This is a genomic window from Candidatus Babeliales bacterium, assembly GCA_040879965.1.
GTDB lineage: Bacteria > Babelota > Babeliae > Babelales > JACPOV01 > JBBDJI01.
On sequence record JBBDJI010000012.1, the window covers coordinates 253,245 to 270,302 of the forward strand.

Annotated in this window: 18 protein-coding genes; 4 read left to right on the forward strand and 14 right to left on the reverse strand. The window is 27.7% G+C overall.

Going from position 1 to position 17,058, the window contains the following annotated elements; genetic code table 11:
• The 3 genes from WDZ41_03550 to WDZ41_03560 all read right to left on the reverse strand — a co-directional run bounded on the left by WDZ41_03550 (position 1) and on the right by WDZ41_03560 (position 2,508).
• Positions 1-1,374, reverse strand: coding sequence for a glycosyltransferase (locus WDZ41_03550; GenBank protein MEX0940410.1), 1,374 nt, complete (start codon positions 1,372-1,374; stop codon positions 1-3).
• Entirely contained in the window at positions 1,375-1,569 is a 195-nt protein-coding gene (locus WDZ41_03555; protein MEX0940411.1) for a hypothetical protein, read from the reverse strand.
• Positions 1,570-1,674: 105 nt separating this feature from the next.
• Entirely contained in the window at positions 1,675-2,508 is an 834-nt protein-coding gene (locus WDZ41_03560) for a hypothetical protein (protein ID MEX0940412.1), read from the reverse strand.
• Between the two features lie 414 nt (positions 2,509-2,922).
• Here WDZ41_03560 and WDZ41_03565 point away from each other — a divergent pair, with 414 nt between their 5' ends.
• Positions 2,923-3,810: an FkbM family methyltransferase gene (locus WDZ41_03565; GenBank protein MEX0940413.1), complete on the forward strand. Its 888-nt coding sequence runs from the start codon at positions 2,923-2,925 to the stop codon at positions 3,808-3,810.
• An 18-nt stretch (positions 3,811-3,828) separates the two neighbouring features.
• Here the strand turns inward: WDZ41_03565 and WDZ41_03570 are convergent, their stop codons facing one another.
• Positions 3,829-3,957 (reverse strand): hypothetical protein, encoded by a 129-nt coding sequence (locus WDZ41_03570; protein MEX0940414.1) that lies wholly within the window; start codon positions 3,955-3,957, stop codon positions 3,829-3,831.
• Between the two features lie 388 nt (positions 3,958-4,345).
• Here WDZ41_03570 and WDZ41_03575 point away from each other — a divergent pair, with 388 nt between their 5' ends.
• Positions 4,346-5,611 (forward strand): hypothetical protein, encoded by a 1,266-nt coding sequence (locus WDZ41_03575; protein ID MEX0940415.1) that lies wholly within the window; start codon positions 4,346-4,348, stop codon positions 5,609-5,611.
• A 154-nt stretch (positions 5,612-5,765) separates the two neighbouring features.
• Here WDZ41_03575 and WDZ41_03580 read toward each other — a convergent pair whose 3' ends face one another.
• The 7 genes from WDZ41_03580 to WDZ41_03610 form a co-directional block, all read right to left on the reverse strand.
• Positions 5,766-7,331: an NAD-dependent epimerase/dehydratase family protein gene (locus WDZ41_03580; protein ID MEX0940416.1), complete on the reverse strand. Its 1,566-nt coding sequence runs from the start codon at positions 7,329-7,331 to the stop codon at positions 5,766-5,768.
• 31 nt (positions 7,332-7,362) lie between these two features.
• Complete coding sequence (locus WDZ41_03585; protein MEX0940417.1) at positions 7,363-8,253, reverse strand: hypothetical protein; 891 nt, start codon at positions 8,251-8,253, stop codon at positions 7,363-7,365.
• 32 nt (positions 8,254-8,285) lie between these two features.
• Positions 8,286-9,275: a hypothetical protein gene (locus WDZ41_03590; protein MEX0940418.1), complete on the reverse strand. Its 990-nt coding sequence runs from the start codon at positions 9,273-9,275 to the stop codon at positions 8,286-8,288.
• A 1-nt stretch (position 9,276) separates the two neighbouring features.
• Positions 9,277-10,146, reverse strand: a complete 870-nt coding sequence (locus WDZ41_03595; GenBank protein MEX0940419.1) for a DUF6492 family protein — start codon at positions 10,144-10,146, stop codon at positions 9,277-9,279.
• A gap of 31 nt (positions 10,147-10,177) precedes the next feature.
• A complete protein-coding gene (locus WDZ41_03600) occupies positions 10,178-10,765 on the reverse strand; it encodes a hypothetical protein (GenBank protein MEX0940420.1) in 588 nt (195 codons plus the stop codon).
• A 68-nt stretch (positions 10,766-10,833) separates the two neighbouring features.
• Entirely contained in the window at positions 10,834-11,754 is a 921-nt protein-coding gene (locus WDZ41_03605; GenBank protein MEX0940421.1) for a hypothetical protein, read from the reverse strand.
• 415 nt (positions 11,755-12,169) lie between these two features.
• Positions 12,170-12,391, reverse strand: coding sequence for a hypothetical protein (locus WDZ41_03610; protein MEX0940422.1), 222 nt, complete (start codon positions 12,389-12,391; stop codon positions 12,170-12,172).
• 247 nt (positions 12,392-12,638) lie between these two features.
• Here WDZ41_03610 and WDZ41_03615 point away from each other — a divergent pair, with 247 nt between their 5' ends.
• Positions 12,639-13,544 (forward strand): hypothetical protein, encoded by a 906-nt coding sequence (locus tag WDZ41_03615; protein ID MEX0940423.1) that lies wholly within the window; start codon positions 12,639-12,641, stop codon positions 13,542-13,544.
• 166 nt (positions 13,545-13,710) lie between these two features.
• Here WDZ41_03615 and WDZ41_03620 read toward each other — a convergent pair whose 3' ends face one another.
• From WDZ41_03620 to WDZ41_03630, 3 genes are read right to left on the reverse strand one after another with little or no spacing between them, the layout of a single operon-like run.
• Positions 13,711-14,412 (reverse strand): FkbM family methyltransferase, encoded by a 702-nt coding sequence (locus WDZ41_03620; GenBank protein ID MEX0940424.1) that lies wholly within the window; start codon positions 14,410-14,412, stop codon positions 13,711-13,713.
• Positions 14,413-14,414: 2 nt separating this feature from the next.
• Positions 14,415-15,371, reverse strand: coding sequence for a glycosyltransferase family 2 protein (locus WDZ41_03625; protein MEX0940425.1), 957 nt, complete (start codon positions 15,369-15,371; stop codon positions 14,415-14,417).
• A 12-nt stretch (positions 15,372-15,383) separates the two neighbouring features.
• The gene (locus WDZ41_03630) at positions 15,384-16,136 is read right to left on the reverse strand and encodes a hypothetical protein (GenBank protein MEX0940426.1); all 753 of its coding nucleotides are present in this window, start codon (positions 16,134-16,136) and stop codon (positions 15,384-15,386) included.
• 86 nt (positions 16,137-16,222) lie between these two features.
• On the opposite strand from WDZ41_03630, the gene WDZ41_03635 reads away from it, so the two are divergent.
• Entirely contained in the window at positions 16,223-16,987 is a 765-nt protein-coding gene (locus tag WDZ41_03635) for a deoxynucleoside kinase (protein MEX0940427.1), read from the forward strand.
• Positions 16,988-17,058: the final 71 nt, after the last annotated feature.

Genomic DNA, 17,058 nt, shown 5'->3' on the forward strand with positions numbered 1-17,058 from the left:
TTAAAATCGCTGAAATTTAAACTTTTTTAATCCTATAAATGTCATTTTTAACAAAAGAAGACCATGATAAAACCGCCTAATTTGTGTAGACCCGTAAGTGCGGGCTTTATAATGGACTGGCATATCAATAATTTTTAAATTTTGTTTTGCAGCACCAAATAAAAGATCAAAATCACCAAATGGATCAAATTCACCAAAAAAAGCACGATTTTTTACGATTTTTTGATAATCTTCTTTAAATAAAACTTTAGTACCACAAAGCGTATCTTTTACACGTTGACCTAATAACCAAGAAAAACTGAGCGCAAAGCAATGATTGGCAATCATATTTAAAAATCGCATTGCTTCAGATTCCATACCATAAATCAATCGTGAACCATTAATGAACTCACCATCGCCATTGCAGAGTGCATTAAAAAATTTTGTTAACTCTTCTGGTGGTGCGGTTAAATCAGCATCCTGAATCATTAAAATGTCACCGTTTGCTTTGTCAAAGCCAATACGGACTGCATTGCCTTTTCCTTTACCATCTTGCTCAAAAAATTTAATATTTTTTTCAGGATATGCGGTTATAATTCGTTGTATTTCATTAGCAGTATCATCCTGCGAATTTCCTTCCACAAAAATAATTTCTGTTGATTTTCCCATTTGTGGGCATCGTTTAACTGCAGCTTCAATATTTCCTCGTTCATTTTTACAGGGAATAATTATGGATACTGAAAAATCCTTAGGATTTTTCTTTTGTTGTTTTGGCCGAGCAATAATCCACTCAATTAAGCATATACGGTTAATAATAGGCAATGGTGCTATAACTTTATTAAAAAGCCAGGAAAGAAAAGGAATATAGCAAGGCATTAACATTGAGCGCTCGGTTTTAACCACTTCAAAACCGGCTAATGATAAAAAATGTTGTAAATCTTGATGAGATATCCAATTTTTCAATGGTGTTTGCCTGCGTAATTTTAATTTTTGTGTCAATCGTAATATTGGTTCCCAGAAAAAAGAATACGAATCAATAATAATGCGTGTTTTATTGTGACAATATGGTTGTAAAGAATTTAAAAAATCTTGAATATCATCTACTTCATGTGTAATCGATGATAAAATAATATAATCAAATTGTTCTTTAGGGATTTTATTTAACGATTGATAAAAATATAATGCCGGATACTTTGCTTGTGCTTTTTGTATACAATCTTTTTCTGCATCAACCCCAACACCAAATGATGAATTTACTGATGCCAATAAATAACCAGTTTTACAACCAACTTGTAGAACTTGAGTTTGTTGTGAAATAATAAATTGATATGATTTTGCAAGATGGTTGTGATAATAATAATTTTTTTTTAACCAGTAATCGTAAGAAGTAATCATTCAATAATCAATATTATAAGTTTTATATTCAGTGTAATTATAATCGTTTATTAATTTTTTAATTATATAAGGTTGTGAAATGTTTTTCAAAACTAAAATAGGTTGAATGGTTCCATTGTTTAATTTTGGATTAAAAATTGAGTCATTAAATTCTTGAATACCAATTAACGAAAATAAAAAAACTCTTCTTTTCATTTCTCTCATTATTTTTTAAGCTGCTATAGTTTTATATTAGTGTAAATTATTGTGAAGTTCAATTTAAGAGTTTTTTACAAGATAGTTAGAATTTCGAGTAATTTTTTATTCTAAAAAAATGTTTGGCAAATCTGGATTAAAAAAAAGTACGGCTGTGGATACATTTGAAATCGAATGAATAAAAATATTACAACAAGAAAGAAGAATTGCTTCAATTAGAACCTCTTCTCCTCTTAATGCTCTATTGCCCTCTTCTCCTCTTAATGCTCTATTGCGATGATGAATTGGTTTATTGCTATCAGATCGGTACGCATCATAGTATATTACTTTACCAGGAAGATTTAGCTTCATTTTTTGTAGAATGTGTGCTTCATCTGTTGCCACAAAGAATTGGTACCCAGAATATTTTTTTGTTGTTTCAATGAATTTTTTTAATGCAACTGGGCGCACCTCTGTAAATTTATCAGTTCCACGGATATGCAATCCCACTGTTTTTTTCCCTTTTAAATTTTTTGTATAAAAACTAGTAATTTTTTCTAGTATTTTAGGTTTTATATGAATAAATTTTGTGATAAGGTAATGCATTCTTTTTCTTAGATCTGGAGAAAAGTTTTTTTTATATTCTTTCTGTAGGGGCAAACGGGAACCATCGGGGGCTGCATAATTATTATCAATTCGATCAGGAAATTGGTAATTAAAAATACTTGTTTGTTCAAAATAATATTCCCATACATTTTCAGAACGGCTATAACCTGGAACATAATATAAATTTTGATTATCCCAGTAAACAACTGGTTCAGTATTTGTTTTATTGCACCAATTCAAATGATTTAATACCCCTAAAAAATTTGAAAAAAAACCAGCTGGTCGAGAACCGATAACATGTTTTTCGATAGCCGATAGATTATAAAAAGTAAAAAAAATTAGCAGGATAAACATTTCTTTCTCAATATTTATTTATTTTTATTTGATACGAATATAAATTTGATCTAAAAATAAAGTCAATAAAAGTAAGATCTGTTAATTCTTTAGTTGGAATAATAATGGTGTTACATAGTAGATTTATTTTTATAATTGAACAATTGATCATTAACATATTCAACTGCGACTATTTTTGGAAGTAATTTAATATTTTAAGATGAAGTAGTAAAATAAATTAAAGAAGCAATACAGATTTAAAGTTGTTTATGAATTGATAATCTCCGGTTTTAATATTTTTTCTCTCCTTTATTCTTTTATAATAAGTATACAAGTAAGCTAAATTGATTAAATATTGAATAAATATTGCATTAAAAATTCGAATTAGTTTAACTAAACTAAACATTATTAATTTTTTAAAGCGAGAAGGAAAAAATGGCTAATCCGGTATACATAATGCTTAATTTTTATATTTTGTTATCCTTTTTTTTATTTATTCCAAAAAATTTTCTTGCTAATTCAGATATAATAAATATGCGAATAAATCTTGCTATTAGTTGCCGTGATTGCGAATATATACCTAAGGTGCCAAATGCTGGTAAAATAGTAAGTATAGATAATACTTTATTTCAAGTTATGCATAATGGCATATATGTTCTTTATGGAGCATATCATGGCCAATGGATGAGTAAAATTATTCAGGCACTGAGAGGGCATCATGAACCTCAAGAAGAAAAAGTCTTTTATGAAGTTTTAAAAACTATGCCTAATTCGGCTACAATGATTGAATTAGGAAGTTCTTGGTCTTATTATTCTATGTGGTTTCATAAATTTGTACTTAATGCTAAAAATTATATGATTGAACCGAATTTTGAAAAATTAGATATTGGTAAAAAGCATTTTTATTTTAATAATATGCAAGGAAGCTTTTTTAATGCGTTTTTAGGTAAGAGTTCAGATAAAAATGCTATTTTTGTTGATTGGGATAATAAGCAATATCAAATTCCTAGAATATGTATTGATGATTTTGTAGAAGAAAACGATATAGAGTTTATACATATTTTGCATAGCGATATTCAGGGAGCAGAATATGACATGCTATTGGGTTCCAAACAAACTATTTTAAATAACAAAATAGGGTATGTATTTATTTCGACTCATGGGGATTGTCATGATAAATGTCTAAATTTTTTGACCAAAACAAATTTTCATATAATCGCTGAACATTCTTGTCAGGAAAGTTATTCTGTAGATGGTTTAATTGTTGCTCGACATAAAAACTATCAAGGTCTAAACTTTGTTGAAATTAGCAAAAAAAAGTAAGTTGTTACTTGTTTTTACTTATAGATAACTTTTCGTTTCGATATCTGCCCAAGGATTAATAGGACCACCATAGCGACCGAGCCCCATCATGCTTAAAAGATGATATTGAAAACCTGAATCAAATATAAGTTGAATGCTCTCATTCATGGATTAATCGTTTTAGACGATTATTGATTCGTTGGGATAAAAAATTAGATAATTTTTGGGTATTTTTTAATTTCACTGTCAAATCATTGTTTTTAGAAAAATTTAACTTTCGGATAGGTTCTTAGTGTAAATTATTGTGAAATGTAATTTAAGAGTTTTTTACAAGATAGTTAGAATTCGAGTAAGTTTTTATTTAAAAATTAAAAAATTTTATATTATTATAGTTAATATATAAATTATATTTTATATTTTCATCAAAAAAAAGAAGAGAAGACAAATGAGATTTTTTTATTTTTTTTATTTTCTTTCCACTTGTTTTTATTTGATTCCTAATAATTTTTTTTCCTGTGATCCTAAAGATTTAATTTCGCCCTACCGGTTTGATATTATGGCTAAATATATTTATGCTAAGCATTTTTGCTTAGGTGTGCAGAATGCATGGGCTAAAGAATTATATAAAGCTCACTTAGATGTATGGAATGGGTGTCGGGAATATTTACCAAAACCAGATTTTTCGCATTTTCATTGTGCAAAAGAATATCAAGAAAAGTTTAATTTTAAAGATTACTATTGCAGCTTTGAGAAGCTAATTATAGAAATGAAAAAGAATGGTTTTAATGAAAATAAATCGGTATTACCTGTTGATAAAAATTTAATTCTAATAGATGGATCGCATCGTTTGGGATCTGCTTTGGCTTGTAATATTCTGGTTTCTGTAAAAGTTTTAGATAAGAATACACATCGATTTTCTGCAGATTATTTTAAAAATAAAAAAGATTTAGTCTTATCTGGTTTAAAAACTGAGTACTTAGATGCTATGGCTTTGGAATATACTCGGCTTAAACAAGATACTTTTATAGTCTCAATTTTTCCCGCCGCTAGAGGAAAACTTGATCGAGTTAGGGCAATTTTGAATCAATTTAGCACTATTGTCTATGAAAAAGATATACAGTTTTTTAACAATGGGCCCCAAAACTTTATTCATCTTTTATATGAAACAGAAAATTGGGTTGGCTCCTGGCAAAATAATTTTGCTGGCGTAAAAGGAAAAACTAATGGCTGTTTTCCTGAAAATAAAGGACTTGTACATATTTTTTTGATAGAAGCGAATAATTTAGAAATATTACGTCAAGCTAAAGAGCAAATTCGTTCTCTATTTAAAATTGGAAATGATTCGATACATATAAATGATACTTATGATGAAACACTTAAATTAGCTGAAGCTGTCTTTAATGAAAATAGTATTCACTGGTTAAATCATGCGAAAATAAAATATTGTAAAAATTTTGAACGCTATATAAATGAGTTTAAACAGTGGCTTAAGCAAGAAAATATCGATAAGGAATGTTTTTGTATAGACACAAGCGCTGTGCTATCTGCATATGGTTTACGAGATTGCCGTGATTTAGATTTTTTACATCATAATTTTGATGCAAAAGTATCTAATTTAAATAATAAATATCTTGGTAGTCATAATACCGAATTAAAATATCATACCTATGAAAAAGATCAGATTATTTTTAACCCTCGATATTATTTTTATTATAAAGGTGTAAAGTTTGCATCATTGAATGTAATAAAATTACTTAAAACAAATCGTAATGAAGAAAAAGATCGTCACGATATAAATTTAATAAATTCAATTTATATATAGGGTAAAATCAATTAATTTTAATTTTTTTTGATTCTTTTACTTGTTTTTGGCAACTGACTAAAATTAACAAAAAAAAGCGAGATTTTCATTTTTTTAACAGGCTATTTCAATAACCTTAATTTTGGGATAGGTTAAATTAATATTGCACCTAGCGCTACTTTCCAAAAAATATAAACATTTCTTCAAGACCCTGACTCAATGTAATGGTAGAATTAAAACCAAGTTTTTTAATTCTATTCAAGCATGGTTTCCTTTTTTTTGGATCAGTAGGATCTATTTGCTCAATATGATTAATTGATACTAAATATCCTAAATATTTTTCTATAATTTTATTTAATTTTATTGCCACTTCATTAATTGTAAATTCTTCATCGTTACCAATATTAAAGACTCGTTCTTGAATGAGCTGTGCTTTTGCAATTTCATTGTTTTCCAAAAGAATTAATAATTGCTCTATTGTATTAGTTATAAAAGAAAAACTTCGTGTTTGATTGCCGCTTCCATAAATCACCATTGGTTTACGATCCAATGCAGCGGCAATAAAATTGGTAACAACACGGCCATCATGTAAATTCATTCCAGGACCATAAGTATTAAATATTCGTGCAATTCTAATATCTAAGCCATAATTATCAAAATACCATTTGCATAATGTTTCACCGCCTCTTTTCGATTGATCATATTGTGATCTCATGCCCCATGGATTAGCATTGCCAGGATAATCTTCTGTTTGTGGACTTATTTCTGGGTCACCATATACTTCTGATGAAGAGGCAAAGACAAATCGAGCATTTTTTCTTAACGCAAGATCTAATGCGTTTTTTGTTCCATGAAGCCCCGTTGCTAATGTTTCAAAAGGGAGTTTATAATAATATTGTGGGCTCGGAACTGATGCTAAATGAATTATGGCATCAAGATTCCCTTCAATATCATAGGGTTGCGTAACATCAATCTCATGAAATTCAAAATTTTTATATTTTAGCAAAGGCTTAATATTTTCTTTGTTGCAGCATAAGAAAGAATCTAGGGCAATTACATAATAATTTAAGTCCAAGAGCTTTTTTACTAAATGACTACCAATAAATCCTGCGCCGCCAGTAATGGCTACTCGTTTTAAGTTTTCCGATTGTTTATTTTTGGGTATCACTTTTAATACTTTGGAGTTATCAGATTCCAGTGAGAATCGTTCAATGATATTTTGAAAATTATAGCTATTTTCATTTTCATAAACCAAATCATTCAAAAAAAACATCCGATTTTCCACATTAATTTCAGGAACATTAGTCTGATGAATAATCTTATTTAAACTAGGATTAACTAGGTGAGGTAATTGTATTAATGATTTTTTTTCTGTTGGCATTAGAATAATGCGTATATCACTATTTCTAAATCGTATGTATGCACTTGCCCACGCTAATGCAACACGAGCTCCTTCAGTAGTGTATGCATTTTTGTCTAAAGGGCCTACATTATCAAATTGTGTAGGACATAAAAAAATAACTGGTAATGTATGTTTTTCCGCATATTGTAATAATAAAGGAAACTTAAATGCCGCATTAAAAAAATATTGCTGAGCATAAGAGCTATCGGTCTCGAGCAACATTGGATCATGAGAGAAAATTAAAGCATTTATATGGTCATTTTGTTTAGAAGTTAAAAAAAATGCTTCAGTATTAAAAATATACAAAAAGTTAATAATAAATAATACCCAATGCTTCATGTTTATTCTCCAAGAATAGTTAAAAAAAAAATTAAGATAATTTATCTCGATAAAATTCAATCAATTTTTGCCAGTAAAGAAAATATATTTTTGCTAAATTGTAATTATGAAAATTATTTTTAATCTCTTCAGATTTTTTTTCTAAAAATTCTTCAGTTACTTCGTGCCAATCCTTAATAATAAGTATTGGTAAATCAAGGAGTAATTCATCGAGCATTGATGTTTTTAGGATTGGAATAGCTCCCATTAATAGTGCTTCCCAAGTACGATGACAATCAAGACCATTACCTGCAGGACTCAAAATAAATTTGGCCTCTGACATATTTTGTAAGTATATTTCAAGTTTCTCTGAATATAAATTTTTACAAAAAGATTTATTAGAAAAAAAATTGAATACTTCATTTCTTATTGATGGAGCGGTACCCACCCTAAAATTTATTCCCAGTAAATAGTTTTTTTCGATATATAAGTTTTTTAACGTTTTATTAAATACATCGATGTTACCATGAGACCAACATCGATTTGCTATGCCAATAGGAATAGGAATAAATTTTTCATTATTCATAATTGTTGGATTTTGTCCAAACCAATAGAGAATTTTTTTATCATATACATAATGTTCGAATTTTCCTGGTGCTGAATCATCTGAATTATGTGTTATTAAAATGTATTTCTGTTGAATATTAGGGTGAATTTTTGTAAAAAATAGATTTAGATAATCAGTTTTGACAAAAATAATATCTTTATACTTTATATCTTTAGGATTTAATGATTTATTTGTTTCATCAAAAATATGATTTGCTAGTGCACGAAAAGAATCACCAGATATATATGGAAAACTACTATCTCGAATTTGTGAGTAATTATTGTTCATATAAGTAAAAGAAAGTAGACTTATAATGCACAATAAATAGATATACATTAGATATGTTCCTCTTATAAAAATTATTTTACTTAACTTTTAAATTCATCGAGTTTTTTAGAATGTATATGAAGATTATTAATTCTATATTTCTTATTTTTATAAGTTAAAAAAGGAACTTTTCTACCTTGCCAATCTTTTTCCCATTCATAAATAAAATGAGAAGGATTAAAAATACAGCTTTCATTAATAAATCCAGGAAGTGATTGACCGTTTCTTGGATCAATTCCTCCTAAATACTGACCCAGTGCTGCACCATCAAAAATAGATTTAAATTCATCAAAATAATTATGGTACGGATCAGAATTAACTACCTTCTGGCCGAGCTGATTTTTTAGCTCATGATCATGTACATAATCAGGTATAATTATAGGAAGGAAATCTATAAATTCCTTTCCATATTTTTCTTTACAATGAGCTAAGATTTCCATGTCATTGAATCCTTGTTTGGCGCGATAAGCAATGAATGAAACAAGTGTATTAATCATCTGTTTAGTTGGTATATATAGAAAACTTGGAATACAACGATTATCATTATCGAAAATAGCTGCAATTCCTTTATATCTTTTTAAAGCATGAAAAATATCACTTATATTTACATAAAGCATTACATCAGTCTCAAGATGAATTACATGCTCCAAATTTAATTGTGAAATAAGCTCATCAAGATAAAAAAAACGCTCAGTTGCTTTTCGCCAAAAGCCTTCTCTCCATGAGTTATTTAATGACGAGTTTTCATTAAATTCTTGGTGTTCTTTGCTGTGATGTAATTCTTCACAAAATATTGTGATAATATTATTAGTCGAAATTATAAAATTATCCCTTTCATCTTTTTTTGCATTTTTATTGATTATCAAGTAAATTGGCGCTTCAGGGTTAAATAAGCGAGCTTGTTCTAATGCAAATTTAGTATATGATGGTAATACTGGTCCTACATGAACAAATACAAGAGAATAATCAGTAATTTTTGAATTAATATTAATCCCAAATAAAACTAATAAGAAAAATATATAATATCTCATATTATTCTTTCAGATAGCTATGGCATGAAACATAATCATAATCCAGATATTTATGACAATCTTTTAAGTGAATATTTGCCCATTTTAGTTTTCTAATTTTTGCTTGATTTGTTCGTGAAAAAATAAAATTAAAATAAATCTCATATTCAGACATACACGAGCCAAATACCTCTTTTTGATCAATACACCTACAAATAGCTTTCCAAGGATCAATTTTGTGATTATTTACTATTGCTCCAAACAAATCAAGAATAACTTCTCTATTGAAAATCATATGATGTGAAACGCCAGAATGCTGGGAAAATACTTTTTTAAAATTAGGTAATAAACGAGATCCATGATGAAAATAAGGCTCATGATATTCAGTTCCTACATTAAATAAAGGATTTTCATGAGTATCCTGAAATGATACGGGTTTTAAAAATATTGTGTCTGCATCTACAATGAGAACATTTTCGGATATCTCTGGAATAATTATGGGGGCATATAATTTAATAAATTGTTGAAATATCCATCCAATTCTTGTTTTTTTTGATTTTAAAAATTCAAATGCTTTTTTTTCATTTCCAAATATTTCAAGGGCAATTAATTCTTTGTTAAAAGGAAAGTCAGTTTCATTAAACCATTCTGCTTTTTCAGTAAATTTCTTTGATGAAACTGTAATAATTCTTCGAACTCCTTCAATGTTATTACGGGCTCCTTCTATGACCATGTTTAAGGTAGGAAGGTCTTTTTCATGTACTGGTATAACAACATCAATTGGCCCCTTGCTAAAAAAATATGCAGTCGTATTAGTATTAACTATGAACCCAAATAAAATTAAATATAAATAAAAAAAATTGTATTTATTGGCAATTTTTGAATAGTCCATTATTACTCACTTATAAAATACTCTTCTTTATTCAGCTGCTATAATTTTCAGGGATATATGCGACCATGATATTATTTGGATATTCGCCATGATCACCACCATCGATATAAGTAATAATATATAAAGGATTTATTTCTTTTATTTTTTCAATTATTTGCTCTTTAGTAATAAAATCAAAGAGTAGCATATTACAACAATGCATATCATCAATAAGTATAGTATGCGTTTTTATATGATGCTGCTTAATCTGTTCTAATTCTTCAAGTAGAGGCGTATTTTTTTTTTGCTGAGGATCCGGCCATCCATTATGTCCATCAAGCCAGAATGTTATAGGTTCTTGAATATTTCTAATAACATTTAATAAGATCTTTCCTGAATCTCCATGCCAAATATGTACATTCGAATTTTGTTTGAATTTTTTTTTGGCTTCACTAAAAAACTTTTCATTAATTTCAATTGAGTGAATTTCCCTAAACCCTGCTCTTAACGCAAAACGAATCCCATCACCAGAAAACGTACCAGTTTCTACAAAATATTTATTTGGAAATGCTTCAAACCCTTCAGGTCCCATGTTTGCAGTAATAAGACTAAAAGATAGTAAGAAAAATAAATAAATCATCATGCTCCTTTAAATTTTAAGAATACTTTAAAAAGTTTAACTACTGATTGTTTAAAAAATCAACATTTTTAACCTCCTAATAAGGTAATTTCATCGATAATGGGCTTCCATTGATTATTTATTTGTTCCCAGTGACCTTTTTGGGGAGAAATCTCTAACATATATTTTGCAATTTTTGCTGCTACATATGAAAAATTCGATTGAGGCCGAATTAAACAATCAAATTTAGTCATAGCAAAAAAATCTTCTAATAATGTTACTTTTTTTTCTCTACAAGAAAATTTTACGTTTTTATAATTTTCAAATTTTTTTTTAAAATATTCTGTTAATATTTGAGGATTTTCATCATCGGTAAAAATATATATGTATAGCTTGAAATCTTGAAATAAATGAATACAATATATTATTTGCTTAATATAAAATGATTTAGGAGGGAACTTAAGTAAATCTTTAAAATCTACATATTCATAAGGATTATGTACAGCATTTTCAATGTCAGATAATAATGGGCCATCTCCTCTACGAATATGGACTGCGATGCAAATATGATCATTAGGTAAAGGAAAATTTAATAGGTCTTTATTTATTGGTTGAATTGTTTTTTGTATTTCCGTTAAAAAATCTGGATTTTTCCAATCGACATCAAAATGTATCCATTTATTGTTAATTGGTGATAAATGTTCTGATTCGAATTCACTAAAATAAGGAACAACATACACACAATTGGCTTTGGTATCTATAATCAAGTTTTCTTTAGTAAGAGTAAGCTCTTTTTTGACTACATGAGAACGATAAGAACTTCTAGGGTTTTCAATTTTGTGTAACATTAATTGATCAGAATATTGGAAATTTTTATACAATAAGGGAATTTTATATTGAAATGATAGCCACTTTGCATGCAAATATGCCAATAAATTATCTCCAAATCTTCCTCCACTAAATTCATAAGTAATTTTAGCTGTCTCATTATTGGGAAATATTATACTCAAAAAACAACTTGAAAATGTTAGAGCAAGATACAAATAAAAATTCTTCAAATTCTAATTACCCCAGTTTTTCTATTTAATAACTCGCTTTTTATATAGCAATCCTAGATCTTTTTTCTCATCAAAAAAGTTAAACCTATAATTAATAATGTCTTCAATATTATTCAAAAAGTTTTCTTTATTTAAACAAATATTAAATACATTTTTTAAAATACTATTTTTTTCTAATCTAAATGCATATACATTTTCTTGTATAGCAAATTGCTTTTCATTAAAGCAACTTTTATCAATATTTAAATAAAATGCGTAAGCTTTTGTTTTATCCAGTATTTGCGCACATGAAATACTATCAAAGAAATTCTCAAAGTAATAAGACTTATTTAAAATCAGTAAGCTCAGGAACAAGAGTAGAAAGTGGTTATGAATTTATGACATCTACTGGCAGGCAAATCACATCTTCATTGTAATTATTATCGAAAAATAATTTTTTACTAAAAACCCAAATTTTTCTATAACTTTTTACATATTGAATAATTGATCTTATTGTTTTTTGCAATATTTCGGGGTTTTCATCGTGTGCAATAATGACTACATCGATTGCGGTTATATTTTTATATGTAGAAAATTGTGGTTCTTTCAATTCGGGAAATCGAGCCTTGCTTTAGCATACCTATCAACTACATTAAAAATATAATCAGCTAAACAGTGAAATGTATTTCCAGTTATGTAAGGAAAGCTTGATTTGGAATCTTCTTTTGTTATTATATTTAAAAAAATAAAAAAAAGTAATAATATCTAATTTTTATTTTTTATATTTTCCTAATTTTTAAAAACAAATTGATTATACTATTTAAGAATAATTAAAATTTAGAGAGATTTTGAAGGATATGATTAAATTTTTTATAAGTCGATTAAGTAATAAGTATTTAGGGCTATGTTTTTTAATAATTATATATATTTTTTTTATTTGTTCATTTTTTTATAATTATGCAAAATTTGCCATAACTTATGAAATTTCAGGAGGAAGATTAGGTGATCAATTAATTTATTATTGTATTGCAAAAAACCTCTCTATAAAACATAATATACCTTTTTTTTATAGGCCATTTAAATATTCTGATAAATTAATGTTATCAAGCCTTGATAATCAACTTAATGAAAAGGATTTGCAAAAATATGAAATTGTTAAAATTGGTAGTGAAGTACCTCATATTTTAAATCAGAGCAATAAAGAAAATATATTATATTTAGTTTCATTTCAGCATTGGCATACTTCTTCAAAGGATCCTAAATGGTATGGAGTTAACTCAACGAAAGAGTTTCGTCGTTTGCTAAAAAAACTTATTTTACCCAAAGTTCCAATACAAACAATTAAGTTGCCCCAAAATACCATAATAGTTGCAGTTCATGTTAGAACTGGTGAAGGATATGATTCGGTAATTTTAACCGCTAATCATACAGAAAAATTTCCAAAAGATGAGTTTTACATCAAACAAATTAATAAGATAAAAAATCATTATAAAAATAAAAAAATATACTTTCATATTTTTACTGATGCAATAAACCCAGAATTATTATTGAAAAAGTATAAAAGTATATTTTCAGATCCATTTTTAACTTTTGGAATAAGAAAAGAAAAGGAATCATGGAAATCAAATATTTTAAATGACCTTTTTTCAATGGCAAATTGTGATTGTTTAATTCGACCAAAATCTGGTTTTTCGGTAATTTCACAAGTTATTGGAAATCATAATATTATATTTTATCCTGGAGGAGAAATTTTTAATTATTAATTAATATTTAATAACCAATAAAAGAATTATGATGATAAACAAAAGTATAAATTTCTTCTGGATCAATAAGTGTTTTATCTGGCAAACAAATGGAATATAATGGAAAAATATAACTTGCTAATTGGATGACGATAAGGATTAAAATTTTTTTTCATATTTTTCCTTTTTAAAGATTGATTTTTTTATAAATTTCATCAGCACCAGTACGTTTTACGAGTTGGTATCCTTTTTTTAATAAATAATTATAAATGTATGGCTCATTATAATTATTTTCAACATCAATGATATTTATAATTATTTTGCTAAAATCAATCGATTTTAAGATATCTAATTCACCACCTTCTGTGTCAATGCTTAAATAATCGATGTATCGTATATCATATTTTTCTAAGATTGTATTAAGCGTATAACAAGGTATTACTATGATTTTTTTAGTCCCTCCATAAAGGGCTAACTCTCGATTAATTCGTTCTATATGTCGTGGATCATATTTTTTAATTAACCCACTAAGCATATCAGTACGTTCAGTGATACCTTGAATGGCTAAAAATTGAGCTAGTTCTTCTTGCGATCCTATGCATGCATTAATACATGTACAAGATCGATTTTTTTGAAGAATTTTGAATGCTGATGGTAGTGGTTCGAAGCAAATACCTTTCCAACCTAAATGTTTTTCAAAAAAATATGTATTGCTATAAGTTATACCGTCATTGGCACCAATATCGATAAAAAAACCTTTTTTATCATCTTTAAAAAATTGCTCATAAATAAATTGATCTTGGTTATTTTGACTATAAAATTGTGTATTCGTTGTTTGATAATATAATCCAAAAATTATTAAAAAAAAGAAATATTTAGATTTTTTCATTTTTACTTTTCCCAATTAATATCCCAGATATCAAGTTCTTTAAAATATTTTTTTCCATATTGAATAAACCAATTAAGTACTTGTTCTTTTCGCCATAATACAGGTTTATTAAAAACAGAGAAATCTAAAAACTCATATCCTTCAAACCATTCTTTAGGTGCAGAGAGTGTTTTTAGTGCTTTTTCATCTTTGCTCGGAGCATATCGCTTGTTAATTTCCAAACTAGATTTATCTGGTTCTCTTATTCGCTCTAAGCAGCGATACCAAGCTTGTTTGATGAGTAAATTTTTCCAGTTCACAAATTGGAAATGCATAAAACCATATTGATATCCAGGAATTCTATAAGTTTTACCGTTAAGGTTTTGTGGTATTCTGCTTGCATGAAGCCAGTTTTTTTCATAAGAACAATGTTTATCATCGCAAAAAATTATAGATTTATATAACCATGACCAGCAGCTATCATCGCACCGGTAATGATAAATATCTCGCCATAATTGAATCCAGACCATTTCAATTTTTTCACCTGTTTGTAAAGAAAGAATTTGATTGCGTAAATAATTATTTTTCATGCAATTAGCAGTGAATATTTCATCAGCATCGATTACAATAAAATGAGTACCACCAATTTGCCTACCGGCTTTTAGTAACAATTGTGAATTATCACTTTCGTTACCAGATTCACGGGTAGACTGTTTCTGTGTTAAAATTTTTTCAATATTCAATTGTTCAGCTAAAGAACAAACAATAAAAAGAGAATCATCAGAAGAAGCATCATCAAGTACAACAATTGCATCAGTATAACAAGAGAGTGCGCGTAAATATTGTTCTATGATATTTTCTTCATTACGTACTTGGACAAGACCTATTATTTTGGATTGTTTTGTAAAAGAAAAAAGGTATTGCGGTAAAATAGTTAAGCTTATTACTAGAGAAATAAAAATAACCTTAGATTGTTTCATATATTTTTTCCTCTAAGAATAAGTTATAAAGAAATTATTTATTTTTCTTTGTTTATATAGCCTTTCATCATCCTGCCAAAATTTCATATTTTTTACGTATAGCTTTTCAGATTGAGCTTTTTCAGTTTCCGGATAACGATGTAAAAATAATGTTTGGTAATATAATTTTTCTTTTTTTAACTTACGAGAAACTTCTGCTAGTTCATTATCACAATAAAAAGCTTTATATTCTGGGTAATAAACGTATCCAAATGCGAGATAATAATTTATTCCCATAATGGGATAGGTATTGAAATTTTTTGGATCGCGTCCATCAGAAAAATTTAGTACACCATCAAAATCAGGGAAATGAGTAAGCATTTCTTGTACAATAATCTCATCGAATTTATCTACTACCGGCTCCATATCATCACTAGTGACGATAAGAATATCAAATTGATCTATATATTTATCAATATCTTTATTATAAGCTTCAATTTTGGATCGATTTCTAGAAAATGTATAGGTTAAATGGGGGAATTTATCCAATATTTCTATTACTTTTGGGTTGTTCATTGTTGAGTCATCTATATCACACGAAATTAAAAAATGATAAGGAATTTCTTTTGAAAGTTTCTCGAAATAAAGATTAAGAAACTCGAAAAATTGCTTTGGTCTGGAACGAGTGGGAATTTTTATTAATAACCGAGGAATGTTTTCAGATGCAGTTAGATCAATTGAAGTAAACAAAAAAAAAGTAAATAGAAAAAATATTTTTTTTAACACTTGCCTCTCCTTTTATTTTTATTATCCTATGACTTTTATTGAAAATCACAAGTGCTTTATTAATTTCTATAATAAAAGGTAAAAATATGAATCAAAATGTTTTTTCTAAATGTATGATTATTGCGTTTTGTTTATCAAGCTCGATTTTTGCAAATGATATTATTGTTTCTTTGGAAGGAACAACTGGCGCAGGGAAAACAACCTTACTAAAAATTCTTGAAAATAATTTACCCGAAGTTCAGATAGTATATGAACCAGTTGAAGCTATGCAAGATTTGGGTGGTTGCGGTAATTTACTGGAAACATATTACAAAGATATGCCACGTTGGTCTTATTTATTTCAGACTTATGTATTTCCCATTCAGGCAAAAGCAATAGAAAAAGCAGTATTGAACTCTGAAAAAAATATTTTTGTTCTTGATAGGTCAATTTACGCTGGTTTTTATGTTTTTGGCAAAATGCTTAAAGAAAGTGAGTATTTAAATCCAATGGAATGGTACAGCTATTGCACGGTATTTGATTTTATGGAGCAAAATTTTAAACATAAAATTAATGGCTTTATTTATTTGCAAACTTCACCTGAAACTTGTTATACAAGGATTGCTAAGCGCAATAGAAAAGAAGAACAGGGTGCGGCATTAGATTATTATACTGATGAATTTAAGTATCATGAAGATTGGTTGTTAGAAAAAAAAGATATTTATCACGAGCGCATTAAAAATGATATTCCCGTGTTAACCTTGGATGGCAACATAGATTTCATTAAGGATGAAAAAAATAAACAAGAGATAATTAGAAAAATTAAATGTTTTATTAATTCGATTCAATTAACGAACAAAAATAATAAATAGATTAATAATAACTCGCTCTAACAAACTTTGGCAATAGCTTTTGCAGTTGTCGCTATTTGAGGTTTTTTATC